The organism is Sphingobacterium sp. LZ7M1, assembly GCF_024296865.1.
Taxonomy (GTDB): domain Bacteria; phylum Bacteroidota; class Bacteroidia; order Sphingobacteriales; family Sphingobacteriaceae; genus Sphingobacterium.
On the sequence record NZ_CP101134.1, the window covers coordinates 4125339 to 4141598 of the forward strand.

A 16260-nucleotide genomic window follows, 5' to 3' on the forward strand; every position below is an offset into this window, starting at 1 on the left:
TCATTAGATTTATCACTAGTAATGAACAACTTGTCGATAATTAAACACAATTAGCATAAGGCAGATTTCCCAAACATTATGAGTTCAAAAAACAAAGTCCAACCTCACGAAAGCATAATAAAAGAGACCACTTCTTTTCCAACAGCAACAAATACAAAACTTTCTTCCACTTGGTTAGTTAGAAAGCTGAAAGATTCACCTGCAGAGCAATTAGCTATAATTGAAAAGATCCGAACAGGAGTAACTAAAAAGGAATGGAAAGATTTTATTATGTATATAGAAGCTGATGAAAAGGATTTTGAAAAAATATTACCAAACTCCAAAAGAAAAATGCAAAATAAAAACATCTTCAATCAAGAAACCTCAGAAAGAATCTATGAGATATCCCACTTATTTGGATTGGGATATGAGGTATTTGATAGTCCCGAAAAATTTAAAAATTGGCTTTTTACCCATTCAAAACCCTTAGGAAACAAAAAACCATTTGATTTCTTAGATAGCTCATTAGGTTTTATCCTCGTCGAAAATGAAATTACTAGGGTTAAGTACAATGTGTATTGCTAATTTCTGTTTATCCTTATTTCCTTACCTTTACCCCCAGAATGTTTATTTCGCCTAAAAATCAGACATTTACATATAAAAAGTTACAAATAAAAAACATAGATTCCATTTTGTTTTTTGACATTTGGGTTATAAGGTATTAAAGAAAGTTTGAAAAGTATCCGATTCGTGACTACACGACTATATTTTTGTATATATTTGGAATCTAACACCTAATTAACCAATTATTTAATATGTGATGATATTTGAATCTAAAACAATTGATGATATATTATATAGTAGTATAAAATCCATCTTGAAGAATGGCATATATGTACAAAACTCCTCAAAAGGGCCAAACTTTGAAATAAGCCCAAGTTTAATAATCCTTAAAAACCCACTTGCCCGAATAAGTTTATCAAAAAACAGGGGTAAATCCTTTTCTCCCTTGGGGGAATTATTATGGTATCTTAATGGAAATAATGAATTAGAATTTATTAAATATTATATCAACAAATATATAGAGTTTAGTGATGATGGAATTAGTTTATATGGTGGATATGGCCCTCGAATTTTTGGTTCATCGAACTATAAAAATCAGTTCCAAAATTGTTTTATAAAATTAAGTGAAAAACCAGACACTAAGCATGCAGTAATTCAAATACTGCATAGTGAGGATTTATTCAAGGTTACAAATGATTTACCTTGTACAAATTCTGTCCAATTTCTCATTAGAGATAAAAAGCTAAATATGTATGTTAATATGAGATCAAACGATGTTTTATATGGTCTTTCTCATGATATCTTTTGTTTTACATTTCTACAAGAAATTATGTCAAGAAAACTTCAAATTGAACTTGGGAATTACTATCATTATACTGCATCTCTTCATTTATATGAAGATAAAATAGAAGAAGCAAATAAATATTTAAACGAAGGTTTGCAATCATCGATAATTGAAATGCCTATAATGCCAAGTGAAAATATTGATTCAAATATTAAAGAACTTTTGGAAAATGAAAAAAAAATTAGAAACGGCGACTATTCTTTTGAAAGTAGAACAATACCTCAATATTGGAAAGATATATTGAGAGTCCTTCAAGCTTTTAATATTACAAAAAAATCAATTCCTCCTGAGGAAAAAAAAGCGTTATTACTAAATATTAATAAAAGGTTTAGCAATGATTATTATCAAAGGTATATTGAAGAAAAAATATTAGCATTATGAAAAGACCAGGTTTATATAATAAAATAAAAGATTCATTAGATGAATATCAATTGACAACCGATTTGCCTGGAATTAATACACCTGCAAATGAAAATTCGTTTATCTCCCAATTAATTGATAGTATATCAAGAGTCAAGTTTATTGAAACAATAAAATCTAGACCAATTTCTCAAATTCGAAAAGATCCTACATCAAATATCTTTGATCCTATTAGAGCTTCAATATTATATAATCAAGAGGGAAATAAATTAGAAGCATTTTGGCTAATTTTCTTGTTTACTCATTTTGGAAAACACAACATTACAAAATATGGTCTTCTAAAATGTTTTTATAGTAAAAATAATTCGGCCGATATATTTAATTATCTAGAGGTTGAGGCTGATATTACAGAATGTAAATTTTGGATGAATAACAATCAAATTAATCTAAAGAATTCAGGTAAATTTTCTAATCATCGAAAATATCAGTCCTTAAATTCTTATTCACCAAACGGAACAGGGGATACTATTGAAAGCTTTATCAATTGGGTAGGAGATAACTTTAATGATTTTCTAGCGAGAATCCCCCTAGCAATATTAAATGACAGATATTTACTTTTTGAATACCTATATAAGGAAGCAAGTAAAAATATTATCGGATTTGGGCGATTGGCTTGCTTTGACTTCATAACCATGCTAGGTAAAGTAGGAATTTTTGAATGTGAACCAAAGTCACCGTATATTAATTGTTCTACAGGGCCTTTGAAGGGCACAAAATTATTATTTAACACTTCAGGTAATACAACTCCGAAAGACTTAGATGATTTCTTAAAAGATTTAGGCGATCATTTAGAGAATGACTTGGGGCTTAAATTTACAATGCAGATAATGGAAGATGCGGTTTGTAATTGGCAGAAATCACCTCAAAACTATATTCCTTTTAATGGTTAAATATTTCTTGAACTTTATGGATGGCTTCATTAATACTATCTTTTGTATAGTATCTTTTGTAGCCATTCATATACGATTTTGATATAAAACCTCTATGTTGTAACTGACCAATTAATATTCCAGGAGATATTTGAGCGTCCATTGAAATTTTTATTATACTTCTCTTATTACGTGAAATATATTGCAATCTGTTTTCTAACTCATGAGGGATTAAACATGCCTGAGCAAAAAGATTAGCCTCATATTCCTCATTTTCATTTATATTTGAATCTAATTCTAACCAAAGCTTTTTCTCTCCGTGTAAGATAAGATGTCCTGCTTCATGAAAAAATGTAAACCAAAAATGGTCATCTGTTAAATATCGAAAACTTAATATAATTAAAGGATTTCCGTTAATAAATTTTGTAGCTCCGCTTGCTGGGTTTCCTTCCAAACCTCTAACAATAGCTACATATACACCGCATTCGGCACATAACTTAATCAATTGAGGAATGAAAACTATAGGTTTTTTCTCTCTTGTTAAGAGCTTAATCTCGGATAATTTTGATTCAAATATTACTTTGTCCCAATTGCCGACCTTAATCTTTTTTATAAAATTTTCAGCTTGTCTAAACCATACTGAAATCGAATATGGACTAGTCTTAAAAGTGGGGGATTTTCTGAATGCAAATTGTGATATTTGATTGCGATAATTCTTATTCCATTCATCTAAGGTATTAACACCAAAAAAATGTAAACAAGAGTTTACAATTTTATCTTTATTTACTAAAGGTAATAGACCAAGCTTTTGCATGCTCCTTATTGGTAAATTCGATATCCACTCTTTTTCGAGTTCTACTAACTTAGTTCTATAATTTTCTTCCCTTTTAAGCCAAAATTCTTTATCAAATCCTAATTGCTCTGATAAAGCTTCAGCTAATTCATTGTCTATACTAACATAGCCTTTGATTAAATTTTCAATAAAAGAACTTGGTTTATTAATTTTTTCAGAAAATTCAATAATATTAGAACCTTTAAATTCTAAAATACTTTTAATTGTATCACCTGGTATAGAAACCCAATTAGGATTAAAACTCATTTTTTTCGATATTAAGGATTTTCACCCTATTTACTTCTAATAATTCGAGAATAAGATATAAATCTTTCGATAATTTAATAAAAAACCTTTCACTCTTTCGATTAGAAAAAACATAGTCGTCTAGATTATCTAAAGCAACTATTTCACTTAATCTAGACTTTAAAGATTCAACAACATTGTATTCAAAAAGAGAAAGTGCTTCATCCTCATTTTCACATATATTTCGAATATCTTCTGATTCAAATGATATATACAATTTATAATAATGGTTAACATCACAAATATAAAGATTGTTTTATATATATTATATATTTGAGTATGAATGTTGCATGTGGAATAATAATAAAAGAATCTAGAATTCTTATCTGCCAAAGAAACTCTGAAAAATCTCTTCCTCTTAAATGGGAATTCCCAGGGGGCAAGCAAGAGATAAATGAAACACTGGAAGATTGCCTATTAAGAGAAATAAGAGAAGAGTTATGTATAGAATTAGATATAGTTGAAAAACTTCCTTCACATTTCCATAAATACTCTTTCGCAGAAATTACGCTTCATCCATTTGTTTGTTATATTAAATCTGGAAGAATTATTCTTAATGATCATCTTGCTTATAAGTGGTGCAACAAAAATGAAATCTTGCAGTATGATTTAGCTGATGCAGATATCCCAATAATTTTAAATTTTTTAGATAAATAATTAACTGAAAGGTATTGCCAAGTATGCAAAATAAATTGAAATACTTGAGGATATTAATGGTAAGCCTAAAAACAGCAATTAATAACAATTATGAAAAATTTCTCTAAAGCCTTCTTTAACTGATTAGATATTTCAGCAGGTGTTTAAAAATAATTTCAACATATTGCTTCAATTCACCACAATCAACCTCAATTTTTGAATTAGGTATCATGACATTAATATGTTATTATAGTTGCTTAATATTCCGAGGAACTTCCTTTTATTCATTTAGTGTTTGTTTTAACTCTTTACAAAATTCTCCTTCAATGCTGCAATTACAATTCCCAATTGATAATTTGTATGTGATTTTTTGATTAAAAAAAAACTTATTACCTTTTTTAATATTTTGCTCTTCTTCTTTTAGAATATTCCCAAAATTCAATTGTAAAGAATCAGTCTAACCATCAAAAATTTTTATTTAATCCCAAGAACTTTAATCGATCATTCTCAAATATCCATCTAGATACTTGAGTTCATTTCCTTACCTTTACTCCCCAAAAGCACTCCATGTTCTACTTCCACATTCCATTTTGCAAACAAGCTTGTCACTACTGCGACTTCCACTTTAGCACTTCCCTAAAGTACAAGGAAGACCTGCTCCAAGCAATGCATCAGGAAATTGAACTCCGTGCCGCCTACCTCGAGAACAAAAAAGTAGAATCCCTATATTTTGGTGGCGGAACACCTTCCATCCTCCAAGCAAAGGAAATCGACGCCCTAATCGGCCAAGTCGCCAAATATTTTGAAATCAGTTCCGATGCAGAGATCACCCTGGAAGCAAACCCTGACGACCTGGATAAAAAGAAAGTACAGGAACTCCGCAACACCGAGATCAACCGCTTCAGCATTGGCATACAGTCCTTTTTTGAGGAAGACCTCAAATGGATGAACCGTGCCCATAATTCCGAAGAAGCCAAATCATCGATCATGCGCGTGCAGGATGCCGGTTTTGAAAACATTACCTGCGACCTGATCTATGGTTACCCCTTATTGACCAATAGCAAATGGAAATCTAATATGCAATCACTGATTGAACTGGAAGTCCCACATATCTCCTCCTATTCCATGACGGTGGAAAAGAAAACCGCATTGGCACATCTTATCAACAAAGGGAAAACTCCAGCACTCAACGAAGAACAGAGTGCCGAACAGATGCTCATGCTCATCGATACGCTGACTTCCTCAGGATACGAACATTACGAAATCTCCAATTTTGCCAAACCAGATCGTTACGCCCGTCACAACAGCAATTACTGGAAAGGGAAACCCTACCTAGGCATTGGTCCTTCAGCACATTCCTTCAACGGAACTTCCAGATCTTGGAACATTGCCAACAATGCCCTGTACATCAAAGGAATCCTAGCTAAAGAACTACCGCTGGAAACGGAGCAACTGAGCAAGAACGATCGCTTCAATGAATATGTCATGACCTCATTAAGGACCAAATGGGGAATCGACAAAAACTACGTGGAAAAGGAATTTGGCAACGATTACCTGAGCAGCATCCTTAAAAACATAGAGGAATATGTTCACAACCAAGAAGTAATGATCTCAGAAGAAGGCATCATCAGTTTAAGCCCATCCGGAAAATTACTGGCAGATCAGATTGCAGCCGAATTATTTATCGTCGATTAACAACAAAGGAGGATGCCTTCGCATCCCCCCTCTCTAATTAACCTAATATATAACCTGATCTTAATTTCCTTTTTTAATCAAATCCTCAAAACGTTTGATATAATACCCGCCTACAACCGCTCTTGCCTTAAATCCTCTACGTTCAGGACGATCCGTCCAAATCCAGTCCGACATCGGCACCCGTGTAGTTGACTCGTTCATAAACAGATAAACAGGCTTTAGGAACTTCAGGAAGTCCTCATGTTTATCCGCCATGGTAGCTGTCCAAAAAATCCAATCCGTCTTGGTATAGGCCTCACGGCTGTCCAAAGGAAGCCCGTATTTATTCTGCTTGGTCAAGTAGTATTTGATCTCCGTCTCCCTGATCTTCGGATCAAAAATCCCCATATCAAAGATCTTGTCCCAAACCATGTTGTACTTCTGGCTCCAGGTTCCAGATTTATCAAAAGTAAGCTTGTAATGATCGCCATCCTTTGCCATCTCTTCCCACTCTTTCGCCATTTGCTTAGCTTTCGCAATATATTTAGTACCAACTTCATCTAGGCCCAACATCTTCGCTAAATAACCATAGGATGCAATTCCCATGATAGCCTTGACAGAGAGGTTCGCATTATGGGCAAAATGTCCAGCGAAATCATCTGTACAGAGCTGGTTCTCCGGGTCCAGACCTTTCTCGACCAAATAATCTGCCCAAGTGGTCAATGTGTTCCAATGCTTATTCGCATAGTCAGCATTTCCCTCTGCCCTTGCAATGGCATAAGTCAGGATCAACATATTTCCACCCTCTTCGATCGGCATATCCCCACCATAGGTCTGTCCGTTTCCAACAGGATAAGTACCGATATCATGCGAAGGGAATGGCTTCTGCCATTTTCCAGACTCTGAATAGTAAAAGATAAAGTTCGCCAAGCCCTTTGCCAGTTCAGGATTATAGATCAAGAACAGGGGCGATGAAGGATAGGTAATGTCCACCGTTCCGATTGAACCATTACTGTCGTTTTCTTTAGACAACCAAAGGAGGTCGCCATTTGGAGCTTCAACCAGTTTATGGGCAGCAATGGATTGCCTATAGGCCAAAGCACATAGCTCTGCATATTCTTTTCCATAAGGCTGATATTCCTGCATGAATTTATCATCAAACTTCTTGCTCGCAGCCATCAATTGGCCATACTCCTTAAAGGCGATTTCAAACTGTTTCTCAATGCTGCTGTTTTCTTTGCGGTTCCAATAAGGTCTAAGGTTGGTTTTGAAGTATTGAATGGCATATACATCGTCATAACCAATGGCTATTTTGCCTTTCGACGTACCGTTAACTTTTAATTTCTTGGTCAGAGCCAATTGCTTTACTCCGCCCTTTTGGTCTGCATCGTTGGCATTACCTAATGCAAATGCAGAACGCAAGGCCGTACTAGAACCTACCTTTGCCGTAGTTCCGGCACTTTCACTGGCCAAATAGAAGTATCCCCAATCGTTTTTCACATGGTCTCCGGTCCTACCCAAAATCTTTTGTGCCGTAGAACCTGTCTTTAGGTAAGTAATTCCATTTTTTTGAAAGGTACTTGAAACAGACTCTTGTGTCGGAAGGTTAAGTGCCCAATTTGGAGAGGCTTCAAAATACAGCTCAACGTCTTTGGCTTGTGGAGATTTGATTTCATAGCTCAAATAGTTGATCGGCCTAGACAATAATTCCAGATTATCCAAAAATACCGGAGCCGTAAAAGTCACATTCAGTTCCACATCGCCACATTGGAAGGTATATACCGTCTGCATAGGCTGTACATCTACAGAAATCTGCTTTGCCGTATTAGCAAAGAAAGCCTTATCACTACGCTCAACCAACAATCCAAAATCCAAAAATCCATTTGCACCACCATTGAAACAATAGGCAGCAATGCTATTCTTACCTTTCTTCAAGGTCTTGATTACCTCCTCCGATAATTTGACACGTTTATTCTTTCCAGTTCCACCATGATTGACCACTTCTATTCCATTCACATAAATCTTAACATCATCGTCATGCGAATATTCCAGAAACACGTTTTTGTTGTTCAGGTCTTCCCCAAGTTCAATATCCCTTCGAACCCAGATCTTGTCTGTGGTCCAATTGGTCTTGCTCAGCGATTCATTTTCAGTTGTTCCAAAAGCACCTTTTCCAGTCTGCCATTTAGCGGCATCAAAATCCATGGCAAACCAATTTTTTGCAGGCTCTGTCGTTGAGTACTTCCCTTCCCAAGCCTTATCTTCACCATTTGGAATGACCGTCAGCATCTCTACATCCTCTGCCCCCATAAAACGATAAAATTTCCCATCCACCTTTAATACCCCCATAAAAGGCAGGTTCTTATCTGACCAATGGGATGGATTGGAATCATATAGATTATTGGTATAAGACCATGCGCTCGTATTTGGGTCTAGGGTAATCAATGGAAAAGCGGGGGCTCTCAAATCATTTTTGATATGTTGTGCTGGCAGCAAGTGTGCCAGCAACAACATAAAAACCCCAAGGACATTTGCTTTATTAATCATAGGTGCCGTCTAAAATCTTTTATAAAATGTATCGGAAGTCCAAAAGATCAATTCATTGAATTCTTGGTACTCTTGATGAAAATAAAATTCTGGATTAAAGGTTTATTATCTCTTATCGATTAGCTTAAAGATAGTAACTAAAACGTTTTAAGCAACTTCTGTAAGGAATTCTTTACAATTCATTAAAATGTGTAATAAACCTAGATTAATAATTATTTCTTCCCAAAAGCATAATAATAAATAAAATAAGCAAAAAGCGTTTAGCAGCTACGGGAACAAAGTTGTCATATTAACAATAAGACGTTGTCATTTTTAAAAAATTACAAAAAGCACGAAGCTTAAGTAGCTTAAAATTGCCATATTTTCAATTTTTATTTTTTAAGCAATACAAAAGCTCTAAGTTTGCGTCAAATTTCTTTCAATCAATAATTATGATACACAATTCTACTTTTGAGGACCAGATCAAAAGTTACAAATCAAACCAAAATGCATGCGTTAAGCTTATCCAAATCATAAGCGACCTATGGTTCAACCAATCCATTGAACTCGTGCTCTTCAGAAACCAATTGATCGACCGTAGGGTCAGCTTTATTCTGAATTTACACCAAGAAACAAAAGAGTATGCCGGTGTAGAATTGAATATTATGGAAACCCTAAAGGTTGCCGAAGCTATCTATGCCCTAGATCTTAATCCTTCTAGGTTAGATATCGGAAAATTGGCACTCAACATCCGTAAACAGGGAATCCAAGAGGCTGACATCAAAGAGTTTGTCCGCAAGGAATTGGAACCTGCCAATCAACATTTACCTTTCCAACCAAAGGATGTCGTACTTTATGGTTTCGGAAGGATTGGAAGATTGCTTGCCCGTGAACTGATCAGCAAAGCTGGAGCTGGCAGACAATTGAGATTGAGAGCCATTGTAACCAGAGATGAGGTAAATGAAAAAACGCTTGAGAAAAGGGCCTCCCTATTAAGACAAGATTCCATTCATGGAAACTTTGATGGCGAAGTAGCTGTTGATGCTGAAAATGGAGCCTTGATCATCAACGGAATTCCTGTATATATTATCTCAGCAAAAAACCATGAAGATATTGACTATGGAAAATATGGTATACAGGATGCATTGGTTATTGATAATACAGGAGCTTTCAGGGATGATAAAGAACTTTCAAGACATCTGACTTCAAAAGGCGCATCCATGGTGCTTTTGACTGCACCTGGTAAGGGTGTACCTAATATTGTTTACGGGGTAAATGAATTGGATGCAGACCCTAAGAAAGACCAACTGTTCTCAGCAGCATCTTGTACGACCAATGCTATCTCACCGGTATTGGCCGTTTTAGAAAGGGAATTGGGAATCAGCAAGGGTCATATTGAGACCATCCACTCCTATACCAATGACCAAAACTTGGTCGATAATATGCACAAGAAATCTAGAAGGGGCCGTGCAGCTGCCTTGAACATGGTGATCACAGAAACCGGTGCTGGCTCAGCAGTGGCAAAAGTATTGCCTTCCTTGGCTGGAAAACTAACTTCCAATGCCATCCGCGTTCCGGTACCAAATGGATCATTGGCAATCCTCAACTTAGAATTAAAAAACAAAACAACCTTGACCGAATTGAATGACCTCCTGAAAAAGGCAGCATTAGATGGCGACCTGGTTGAACAGATAAGCTATACCAACAATTCAGAACTCGTTTCTTCAGATATCATCGGAACTTCAGCAGCTTCAGTTATCGACGCTCCTGCTAACATCGTTTCGGAAGATGGAAAAACAGCTATTATCTATGTATGGTATGATAATGAATATGGTTATTCTCACCAAGTCATGCGATTGGCAAGACATATCGCTGGTGTAAGGAGATATACTTATTATTAATCCACGAAAGGGGCAATTGGATCCAATCGCCCCTTTCTTTCTTATTGTTCAAAACTCGTTTCCGATTTTAACAGGTTCATTCCCATAACAACCATCCAAACATAAGCAATCGTCTTCGGGATCATCAATACCCCAATACTCGGAAAGGTCCTTGACCAAATGACAACCGGAATATAAAAGGCAAAGCTTAGCACAATAGCCAACCACATCCAACGCAAAACCCTGTCCTTATTCTTCCTTGCCTCCCTCCAAAATAGGATAATGATTACTATCCCTAACATCAAGAAAGGAATATTTCTATATATTTCCCATGAAAACGATGGGGCTTCAGAGGTCCATTTATTATCAGGACACAGGCAAAGCAAGATCCGTATGCTTGCCAAACCATACACCAACAATGTCAAGAAACCATCTTTTAAGGAGTATCGAATTTTTGCAATATGGTATAGGATAACATAAAAAACAGTCATGGAAATGGAGGCCACAAAAGTTCCAAAGCCTAATGCAGCTTGATGGTTTTGCAGTCCGTCGGTACTCAGCGCATATATCCTGGGAACCAAGTGAAAGGAGTCCCCAAGCCCTAGTATCAGGGCCATAATTCCGAATAACCTGACCTGTTCTCTGCCATTTGACCGGATCAAAAGGATAAACCCCATCGTCAATACCGCAACGAGATAAGCACTATCAAAAAGAATTTCTGCGATTTCCATGATGGTTTATTAAGGTTTACTTTTTATTAAGGCTGATTTCGGGGTATGATATTATTCTATTATCCACCAGAATCAGAACAAAATTAGCGGATAAGGTCAATAAAATCATACTAAATGGTCAGGATTTGCTCTTCGATTTGGTAATGTATGCATCAAAATTCTTGGACATCTCTCCGACTCTCATTCGAGACATATTCGAGACACATTGCGAAAATTCCGAATGTGTCTCGAATAAGGTCAATATGAAACCTAAAAAACATGGTCAAAATAATTTCCGTGGACCCCCCAGCAGGGGTGACATCTTTTCTTTATCCTTTCTGTGTCACCCTGAGGGTTTCCCGAAGGGTCCCGGAACTGTCCATTCTTTTTTGGATACCCCCAGCGGGGCTGGAATGTTTTTCCGAAAATCCCCTTTATTGGCATAAAATAATAAAAAATGGTTCCATCATCTTACGATTCCGGATGACAGCAATCCTAAAAAAACAAAAATAGATTCTTCACTTTGTTCTGAATCCCTCTATGGAAATTTGGATTCTGAACAATTCGTGAAGAATCTGTATGACAATGTCCCATAACCTGCTGTCATCCTCCATCTTCGATAGAAGACCTGTTCGCCAATGCTATTAATGATGTTTTTAATTTTAGGTGTTTGCATTGTTCCGAGATACTTCGGATGAACCTCAGTATGACACACAAAAATCCCTAACTTATTGATATTGCAAAACGCCCTAAACCCTCAACTGGAACAGTTCGCCAATGCAACAAAGCCTATCAGCATGATCAAAAAAGCCTTAGCACAAGACCATTTCCCGCCCCTTCTTTGTAAAAATTTCATATAACAGGACAGTACAGGATACCCTCAATCAATTATAAAGTTATCTTTGAGTTAACCAGAATCGTACATTCTTTGCAATCGGTTCTTATAAATCTAAACTAAACCACTACAAAAATTAATATGAACCGTCTAAGGCATTTTATTTTAATCTCTTTGGTTCTAGTTCTATTCGGTTGTACGCATAAGCCAACGATGGAGCCAGTAAAAATCCAAAAAGATTCCCGTATCGTACTTGTTGGGAACAATCTGGGCTCGCGGATGATGGAATATGGTGATTTTGACACTGAACTGCAAACACGATTTCCTGATTATAATTTATTCATCCGTAATATCTGTAGTCCGGGCAATACGCCAGGCTTTAGACCACATCCGTCTCGGAACTCGCCTTGGGCATTCCCTGGCGCAGAAAAGTTCAATCCAGAATTTGACATCAATACAGGCAGCGAAGGACACTTCCCTACAGAAGATGAATGGCTGATCGAACTGAAACCTGATGTGATCTTGGGATTCTTTGGCTATAATGAATCCTTCCGCGGACCTGAGGGCATTGAAGATTTCAAAGGCGAAATTGCAGCCTTTATTGACCATACAAAAAGTCAAGATTACAATGGTGGCAAGGGCACCACTTTGGTCCTGATCTCTCCCATTGCATTCGAAGACCTGACCGATAAATTCGACCTTCCTGACGGCAAGGAATTCAACAAGAACATCCAGCTCTATGCTGCAGCAATGCAACAGGTGGCTAAGGACAAAAACGTTCCATTCCTGGATGTTTTTGACATTAGCCAAAAATGGTATGAGCAAAGCTCAGATTATTTAACCATCGATGGCTCGCAGCTTTCAGAAAAAGCCTATGAGAAATTTGCTGATTACTTGGTGAGCAGCATTTTTGGCAAAGGTGAAGGAAAAGCGTCAAGCCACAAAGCGGAGATCAAGAAAGCGGTATTGGAGAAAGATTGGATCTGGACCCAAGACTTCAAGATTCCAAATGGCGTACATGCTTATGGTCGTCGTTTTAATCCTTTTGGTCCAGAAAACTATCCTTTTGAGATCAAGAAACTTCGCGAGATGGGTTATATCCGCGATACTGCCATCTGGAAAGCAGCTAAAGGTGAATTCTATGATTTAGCGGCGATGGATAAGAATACGCTGAAATTACCGGAGGTGAAAACAAATTATGATTTTGGACAGGATCCAAATTCTAGATATCTGTACGGAGAAGATGCATTGGCAAAATTCCACACCGCTCCTGGCTATAAGATCGATCTATTTGCATCGGAAAAGGAATTCCCTGACTTGGCCAATCCTGTTCAGATTTCCTTTGATTCCAAAGGAAGGCTTTGGGTGGCAACCATGCCGAGCTATCCCCATTACAAAGCAGGTGATGGAAAACCTAACGACAAAATCATTATCCTTGAAGATACCGATGGTGATGGCAAAGCGGATAAACAATCCGTCTTTGCAGACAACTTACACCTACCGATCGGATTTGAATTTGCTCCAGAAGGCGTCTACCTATCCCAAGGAAAGAATCTAGTCTTATTGAAAGACACTGACAATGATGGAAAAGCTGATCATAAAGAAGTTATTTTAAGTGGCTTTGATGATCACGATACGCACCATGCCCACAGTGCCTACAGCATGGATCCATCTGGAGCCATCTTAATGGCTGAAGGCGTGTTCCTACATACCAATGTAGAAACCTCATATGGTCCAGTACGTGGGGTAAATGGCGGTTTTTACAGATATGCGCCGCAGACCAAAAAACTGGAACGCGTGGCGCAGGTATCCATTCCAAATCCTTGGGGAATTGCTACAGACGAATGGGGCCAGACGATCTATCTGGAAACTTCCGGTCCAGATGTGAGATGGATGTTGCCTGGAAGTATGAAGCCAAGATATGGAGAAGCTAATGATAAATCTTTTTCTCTGGTTGATGAAAACCATCGTGTCCGTCCTACCTCAGGTCTGGAATTTATTTCATCCAGTCATTTCCCTGACTCTGTTCAAGGAGATTACCTATTGAACAATACGATCGGCTTTTTAGGCGGCAAGCAGCATACCTTTTGAGGATGATGGTACCGGTTACAAATCAAGACACAGGCAGGACCTGTTTTGGTCAGATGACAAGAACTTCCGCCCTGTAGATGCAGAAATAGCACCGGATGGCTCTCTATACATTGTAGATTGGCATAATATGCTGATCGGACATATGCAGCACAACGCAAGGGATCCCCTTCGTGACCATGTTCATGGTCGCATCTATAGGATTACCTATCCATCCAGACCATTGGTAAAACCTGCTAAGATTGATGGAGCATCCATTGATGAATTGCTTGAGAACCTAAAACTTCCGGAAATCAGGACCCGTTACAGAACACGTACGGAACTGAGGATGCGTGATAATGATGAAGTGGCTAAGAAAGCTATCGCTTGGGCTGAAAAGTTGGATACTAAAGATCCAAAGTACCTGCACAATCTATTGGAAGCCATGTGGGTTACTTGGGGAGCCAATAAGATCAATGCAGACCTGGTCCAAAAGCTATTGGAATCAAATGATTATCATGCGAGAGCAGCTGCCATCCATGCCATCCGATATAACACCGATAAGATCAAAAATTATAAAGATCTAATGGCCAAGGCAACAAAAGATGAAAACGGACGTGTAAAATTAGAGTTGATTGCAGCGGCTTCTTGGTTGTCACCTAATGAGGGAATAGACCTGATGAATGCGATCGATACCACAAGTCTAGATAAGTGGAATAAACCGGCATACTTAACTTCTGTTGCTCATCTAAACAACAAATCGGTTAAGGAGAAAAATGAAACCAGTAAAACAGCAACTAAGCTGACCGGTCCGGCATTGGAACAATACAGACGAGGTGCAGTGATCTATGCAAAAGAAGGATTCTGTGTTACCTGTCATCAACCGAACGGCAAAGGATTGGATGCCTCTGGCTTCCCTCCTTTAAATGCAAGTAAATGGGTTACAGGAAGTGAAGACCGCTTGATCAAATTGACCTTAAATGGTCTTTTAGGACCAATTGAAGTGAACGGCAAAAAATATCCTGGTCAGGTACCGATGACTCCATTTGGCATGATGCTGAACGATCAGGAAATTGCAGATGTGCTGACCTATGTTAGAAATTCATTTACAAATGAGGCTAACCCAATCTCTGCTGCGAAAGTGAAGGAAATCCGGGAGTCCATTAAGGACAAGAAGGGATTCTATACACCGGATGAGCTGTTAAAAGAGCATCCATTAGAGAAGTAAAAAAACTTATAAAAAAGAAATATAGAGAATGAACAAAATAGGATTCAACATTTTACCATGGACAGCAGGAGTTACCGAAAAGGCATTTCCCATCTTAGACCGTTTGAAGAAAATAGGTTATGATGGTGTTGAGGTCTTTATAGGTTCTCCGGATGAAGAAGAATATAAGGCATTGGCAAGACATGCACATGACCTAGGTTTGGAAGTCAATGCGGTTACCACACTTGGTGAAAATGAAAGTCCCATCTCGACGGACAGGGCAAGTAGAAGTCGAGGATTAGATAGAATAAAGTGGGTAATTGATCGGGCACACGATATGGGTTCGACGATTTTATGCGGACCCTTTCACTCTGCCCATGGTTATTTTTCAAGGGCGGCTCCTACAGACCAGGAATACCAATGGGCTGCTGAAACCTTGCGAGCAGCGGGTGACCATGCCCAGCAGGCTGGCATAACCCTAACTCCCGAAGCGGTGAATCGCTTTGAAAACTATTTGGCAAGCTGTATTGATCATTTGGCTTATCTGATCAACCTGACCGACCATCCCCATGTAAAAGGCATGTATGATACCCATCATGCCAATATTGAGGAGAAGAGCGTTCGAAATTCTATCCAGAAAATAGCTCCGGTTTTAGCCCATGTCCATATCAGCGAAAATGACAGAGGTACACCAGGTCGGGGATTAGTGCATTGGGATGAAGTCTTTCAAACGTTGAACGAAGTTAATTATTCAGGTTGGTACACCATTGAGGCTTTTTCCAGGGCAGATCCAGATTTTGCGAATGCCATTAATGTTTGGCGGGAATACTCCGATCCATGGGAGATTGCTGAGCATGGTTATCATTTTATCAAAAATAATCTAGCGAATTTTGAAAAAAAATAAGTTATCT

12 protein-coding genes are annotated in these 16260 nt (G+C 37.7%); 9 read left to right on the forward strand and 3 right to left on the reverse strand.

Annotated features, from left to right (window positions below):
- Positions 1-78: 78 nt before the first annotated feature.
- The 3 genes from NMK93_RS17715 (at position 79) to NMK93_RS17725 (ending at position 2697) form a co-directional block, all read left to right on the forward strand.
- Positions 79-564: an antitoxin Xre/MbcA/ParS toxin-binding domain-containing protein gene (locus tag NMK93_RS17715; RefSeq protein ID WP_254528894.1), complete on the forward strand. Its 486-nt coding sequence runs from the start codon at positions 79-81 to the stop codon at positions 562-564.
- A gap of 235 nt (positions 565-799) precedes the next feature.
- A complete protein-coding gene (locus NMK93_RS17720; RefSeq protein WP_254529107.1) occupies positions 800-1768 on the forward strand; it encodes a thymidylate synthase in 969 nt (322 codons plus the stop codon).
- Positions 1765-2697, forward strand: a complete 933-nt coding sequence (locus NMK93_RS17725) for a hypothetical protein (protein WP_254528893.1) — start codon at positions 1765-1767, stop codon at positions 2695-2697. Before NMK93_RS17720 ends, NMK93_RS17725 begins: the two co-directional genes overlap by 4 nt.
- On the opposite strand, the gene NMK93_RS17730 is transcribed toward NMK93_RS17725, so the two are convergent.
- Positions 2687-3775 (reverse strand): ImmA/IrrE family metallo-endopeptidase, encoded by a 1089-nt coding sequence (locus tag NMK93_RS17730; RefSeq protein WP_254528892.1) that lies wholly within the window; start codon positions 3773-3775, stop codon positions 2687-2689. The genes NMK93_RS17725 and NMK93_RS17730 overlap by 11 nt on opposite strands.
- Positions 3776-4093: 318 nt before the next feature.
- Between NMK93_RS17730 and NMK93_RS17735 the strand changes: the two genes are divergently transcribed.
- Together NMK93_RS17735 and hemW are read left to right on the forward strand one after the other, a co-directional pair.
- On the forward strand, positions 4094-4471 hold the full coding sequence (locus tag NMK93_RS17735; protein ID WP_254528891.1) for a (deoxy)nucleoside triphosphate pyrophosphohydrolase: 378 nt from the start codon (positions 4094-4096) through the stop codon (positions 4469-4471).
- Between the two features lie 546 nt (positions 4472-5017).
- Entirely contained in the window at positions 5018-6145 is a 1128-nt protein-coding gene (hemW, locus tag NMK93_RS17740; protein ID WP_254528889.1) for a radical SAM family heme chaperone HemW, read from the forward strand.
- A gap of 60 nt (positions 6146-6205) precedes the next feature.
- Here the strand turns inward: hemW and NMK93_RS17745 are convergent, their stop codons facing one another.
- Complete coding sequence (locus tag NMK93_RS17745) at positions 6206-8671, reverse strand: glutaminase family protein (protein ID WP_254528887.1); 2466 nt, start codon at positions 8669-8671, stop codon at positions 6206-6208.
- A gap of 431 nt (positions 8672-9102) precedes the next feature.
- Between NMK93_RS17745 and NMK93_RS17750 the strand changes: the two genes are divergently transcribed.
- The gene (locus NMK93_RS17750; protein WP_254528885.1) at positions 9103-10551 is read left to right on the forward strand and encodes a glyceraldehyde-3-phosphate dehydrogenase; all 1449 of its coding nucleotides are present in this window, start codon (positions 9103-9105) and stop codon (positions 10549-10551) included.
- Between the two features lie 41 nt (positions 10552-10592).
- Here the strand turns inward: NMK93_RS17750 and NMK93_RS17755 are convergent, their stop codons facing one another.
- Positions 10593-11261: a hypothetical protein gene (locus NMK93_RS17755; protein ID WP_254528883.1), complete on the reverse strand. Its 669-nt coding sequence runs from the start codon at positions 11259-11261 to the stop codon at positions 10593-10595.
- Positions 11262-12288: 1027 nt separating this feature from the next.
- On the opposite strand from NMK93_RS17755, the gene NMK93_RS17760 reads away from it, so the two are divergent.
- The 3 genes from NMK93_RS17760 (at position 12289) to NMK93_RS17770 (ending at position 16253) form a co-directional block, all read left to right on the forward strand.
- On the forward strand, positions 12289-14166 hold the full coding sequence (locus tag NMK93_RS17760; RefSeq protein WP_254528881.1) for a PVC-type heme-binding CxxCH protein: 1878 nt from the start codon (positions 12289-12291) through the stop codon (positions 14164-14166).
- A 142-nt stretch (positions 14167-14308) separates the two neighbouring features.
- On the forward strand, positions 14309-15370 hold the full coding sequence (locus NMK93_RS17765) for a cytochrome c (protein ID WP_254528879.1): 1062 nt from the start codon (positions 14309-14311) through the stop codon (positions 15368-15370).
- 28 nt (positions 15371-15398) lie between these two features.
- A complete protein-coding gene (locus NMK93_RS17770) occupies positions 15399-16253 on the forward strand; it encodes a sugar phosphate isomerase/epimerase (protein ID WP_254528877.1) in 855 nt (284 codons plus the stop codon).
- The last annotated feature ends 7 nt before the right edge of the window (positions 16254-16260 follow it).

Excerpts from the sequence above, each read along its gene's own strand:
- NMK93_RS17735 (WP_254528891.1), top strand. The coding sequence starts at position 4,094 with ATGAATGTTGCATGTGGAATAATAATAAAAGAATCTAGAATTCTTATC.
- NMK93_RS17745 (WP_254528887.1), bottom strand. The coding sequence starts at position 8,671 with ATGATTAATAAAGCAAATGTCCTTGGGGTTTTTATGTTGTTGCTGGCA.
- NMK93_RS17760 (WP_254528881.1), top strand. The coding sequence starts at position 12,289 with ATGGAGCCAGTAAAAATCCAAAAAGATTCCCGTATCGTACTTGTTGGG.
- NMK93_RS17765 (WP_254528879.1), top strand. The coding sequence starts at position 14,309 with ATGCAGCACAACGCAAGGGATCCCCTTCGTGACCATGTTCATGGTCGC.
- NMK93_RS17750 (WP_254528885.1), top strand. The coding sequence starts at position 9,103 with ATGATACACAATTCTACTTTTGAGGACCAGATCAAAAGTTACAAATCA.
- hemW (WP_254528889.1), top strand. The coding sequence starts at position 5,018 with ATGTTCTACTTCCACATTCCATTTTGCAAACAAGCTTGTCACTACTGC.
- NMK93_RS17720 (WP_254529107.1), top strand. The coding sequence starts at position 800 with ATGATATTTGAATCTAAAACAATTGATGATATATTATATAGTAGTATA.
- NMK93_RS17725 (WP_254528893.1), top strand. The coding sequence starts at position 1,765 with ATGAAAAGACCAGGTTTATATAATAAAATAAAAGATTCATTAGATGAA.
- NMK93_RS17770 (WP_254528877.1), top strand. The coding sequence starts at position 15,399 with ATGAACAAAATAGGATTCAACATTTTACCATGGACAGCAGGAGTTACC.
- NMK93_RS17730 (WP_254528892.1), bottom strand. The coding sequence starts at position 3,775 with ATGAGTTTTAATCCTAATTGGGTTTCTATACCAGGTGATACAATTAAA.
- NMK93_RS17755 (WP_254528883.1), bottom strand. The coding sequence starts at position 11,261 with ATGGAAATCGCAGAAATTCTTTTTGATAGTGCTTATCTCGTTGCGGTA.
- NMK93_RS17715 (WP_254528894.1), top strand. The coding sequence starts at position 79 with ATGAGTTCAAAAAACAAAGTCCAACCTCACGAAAGCATAATAAAAGAG.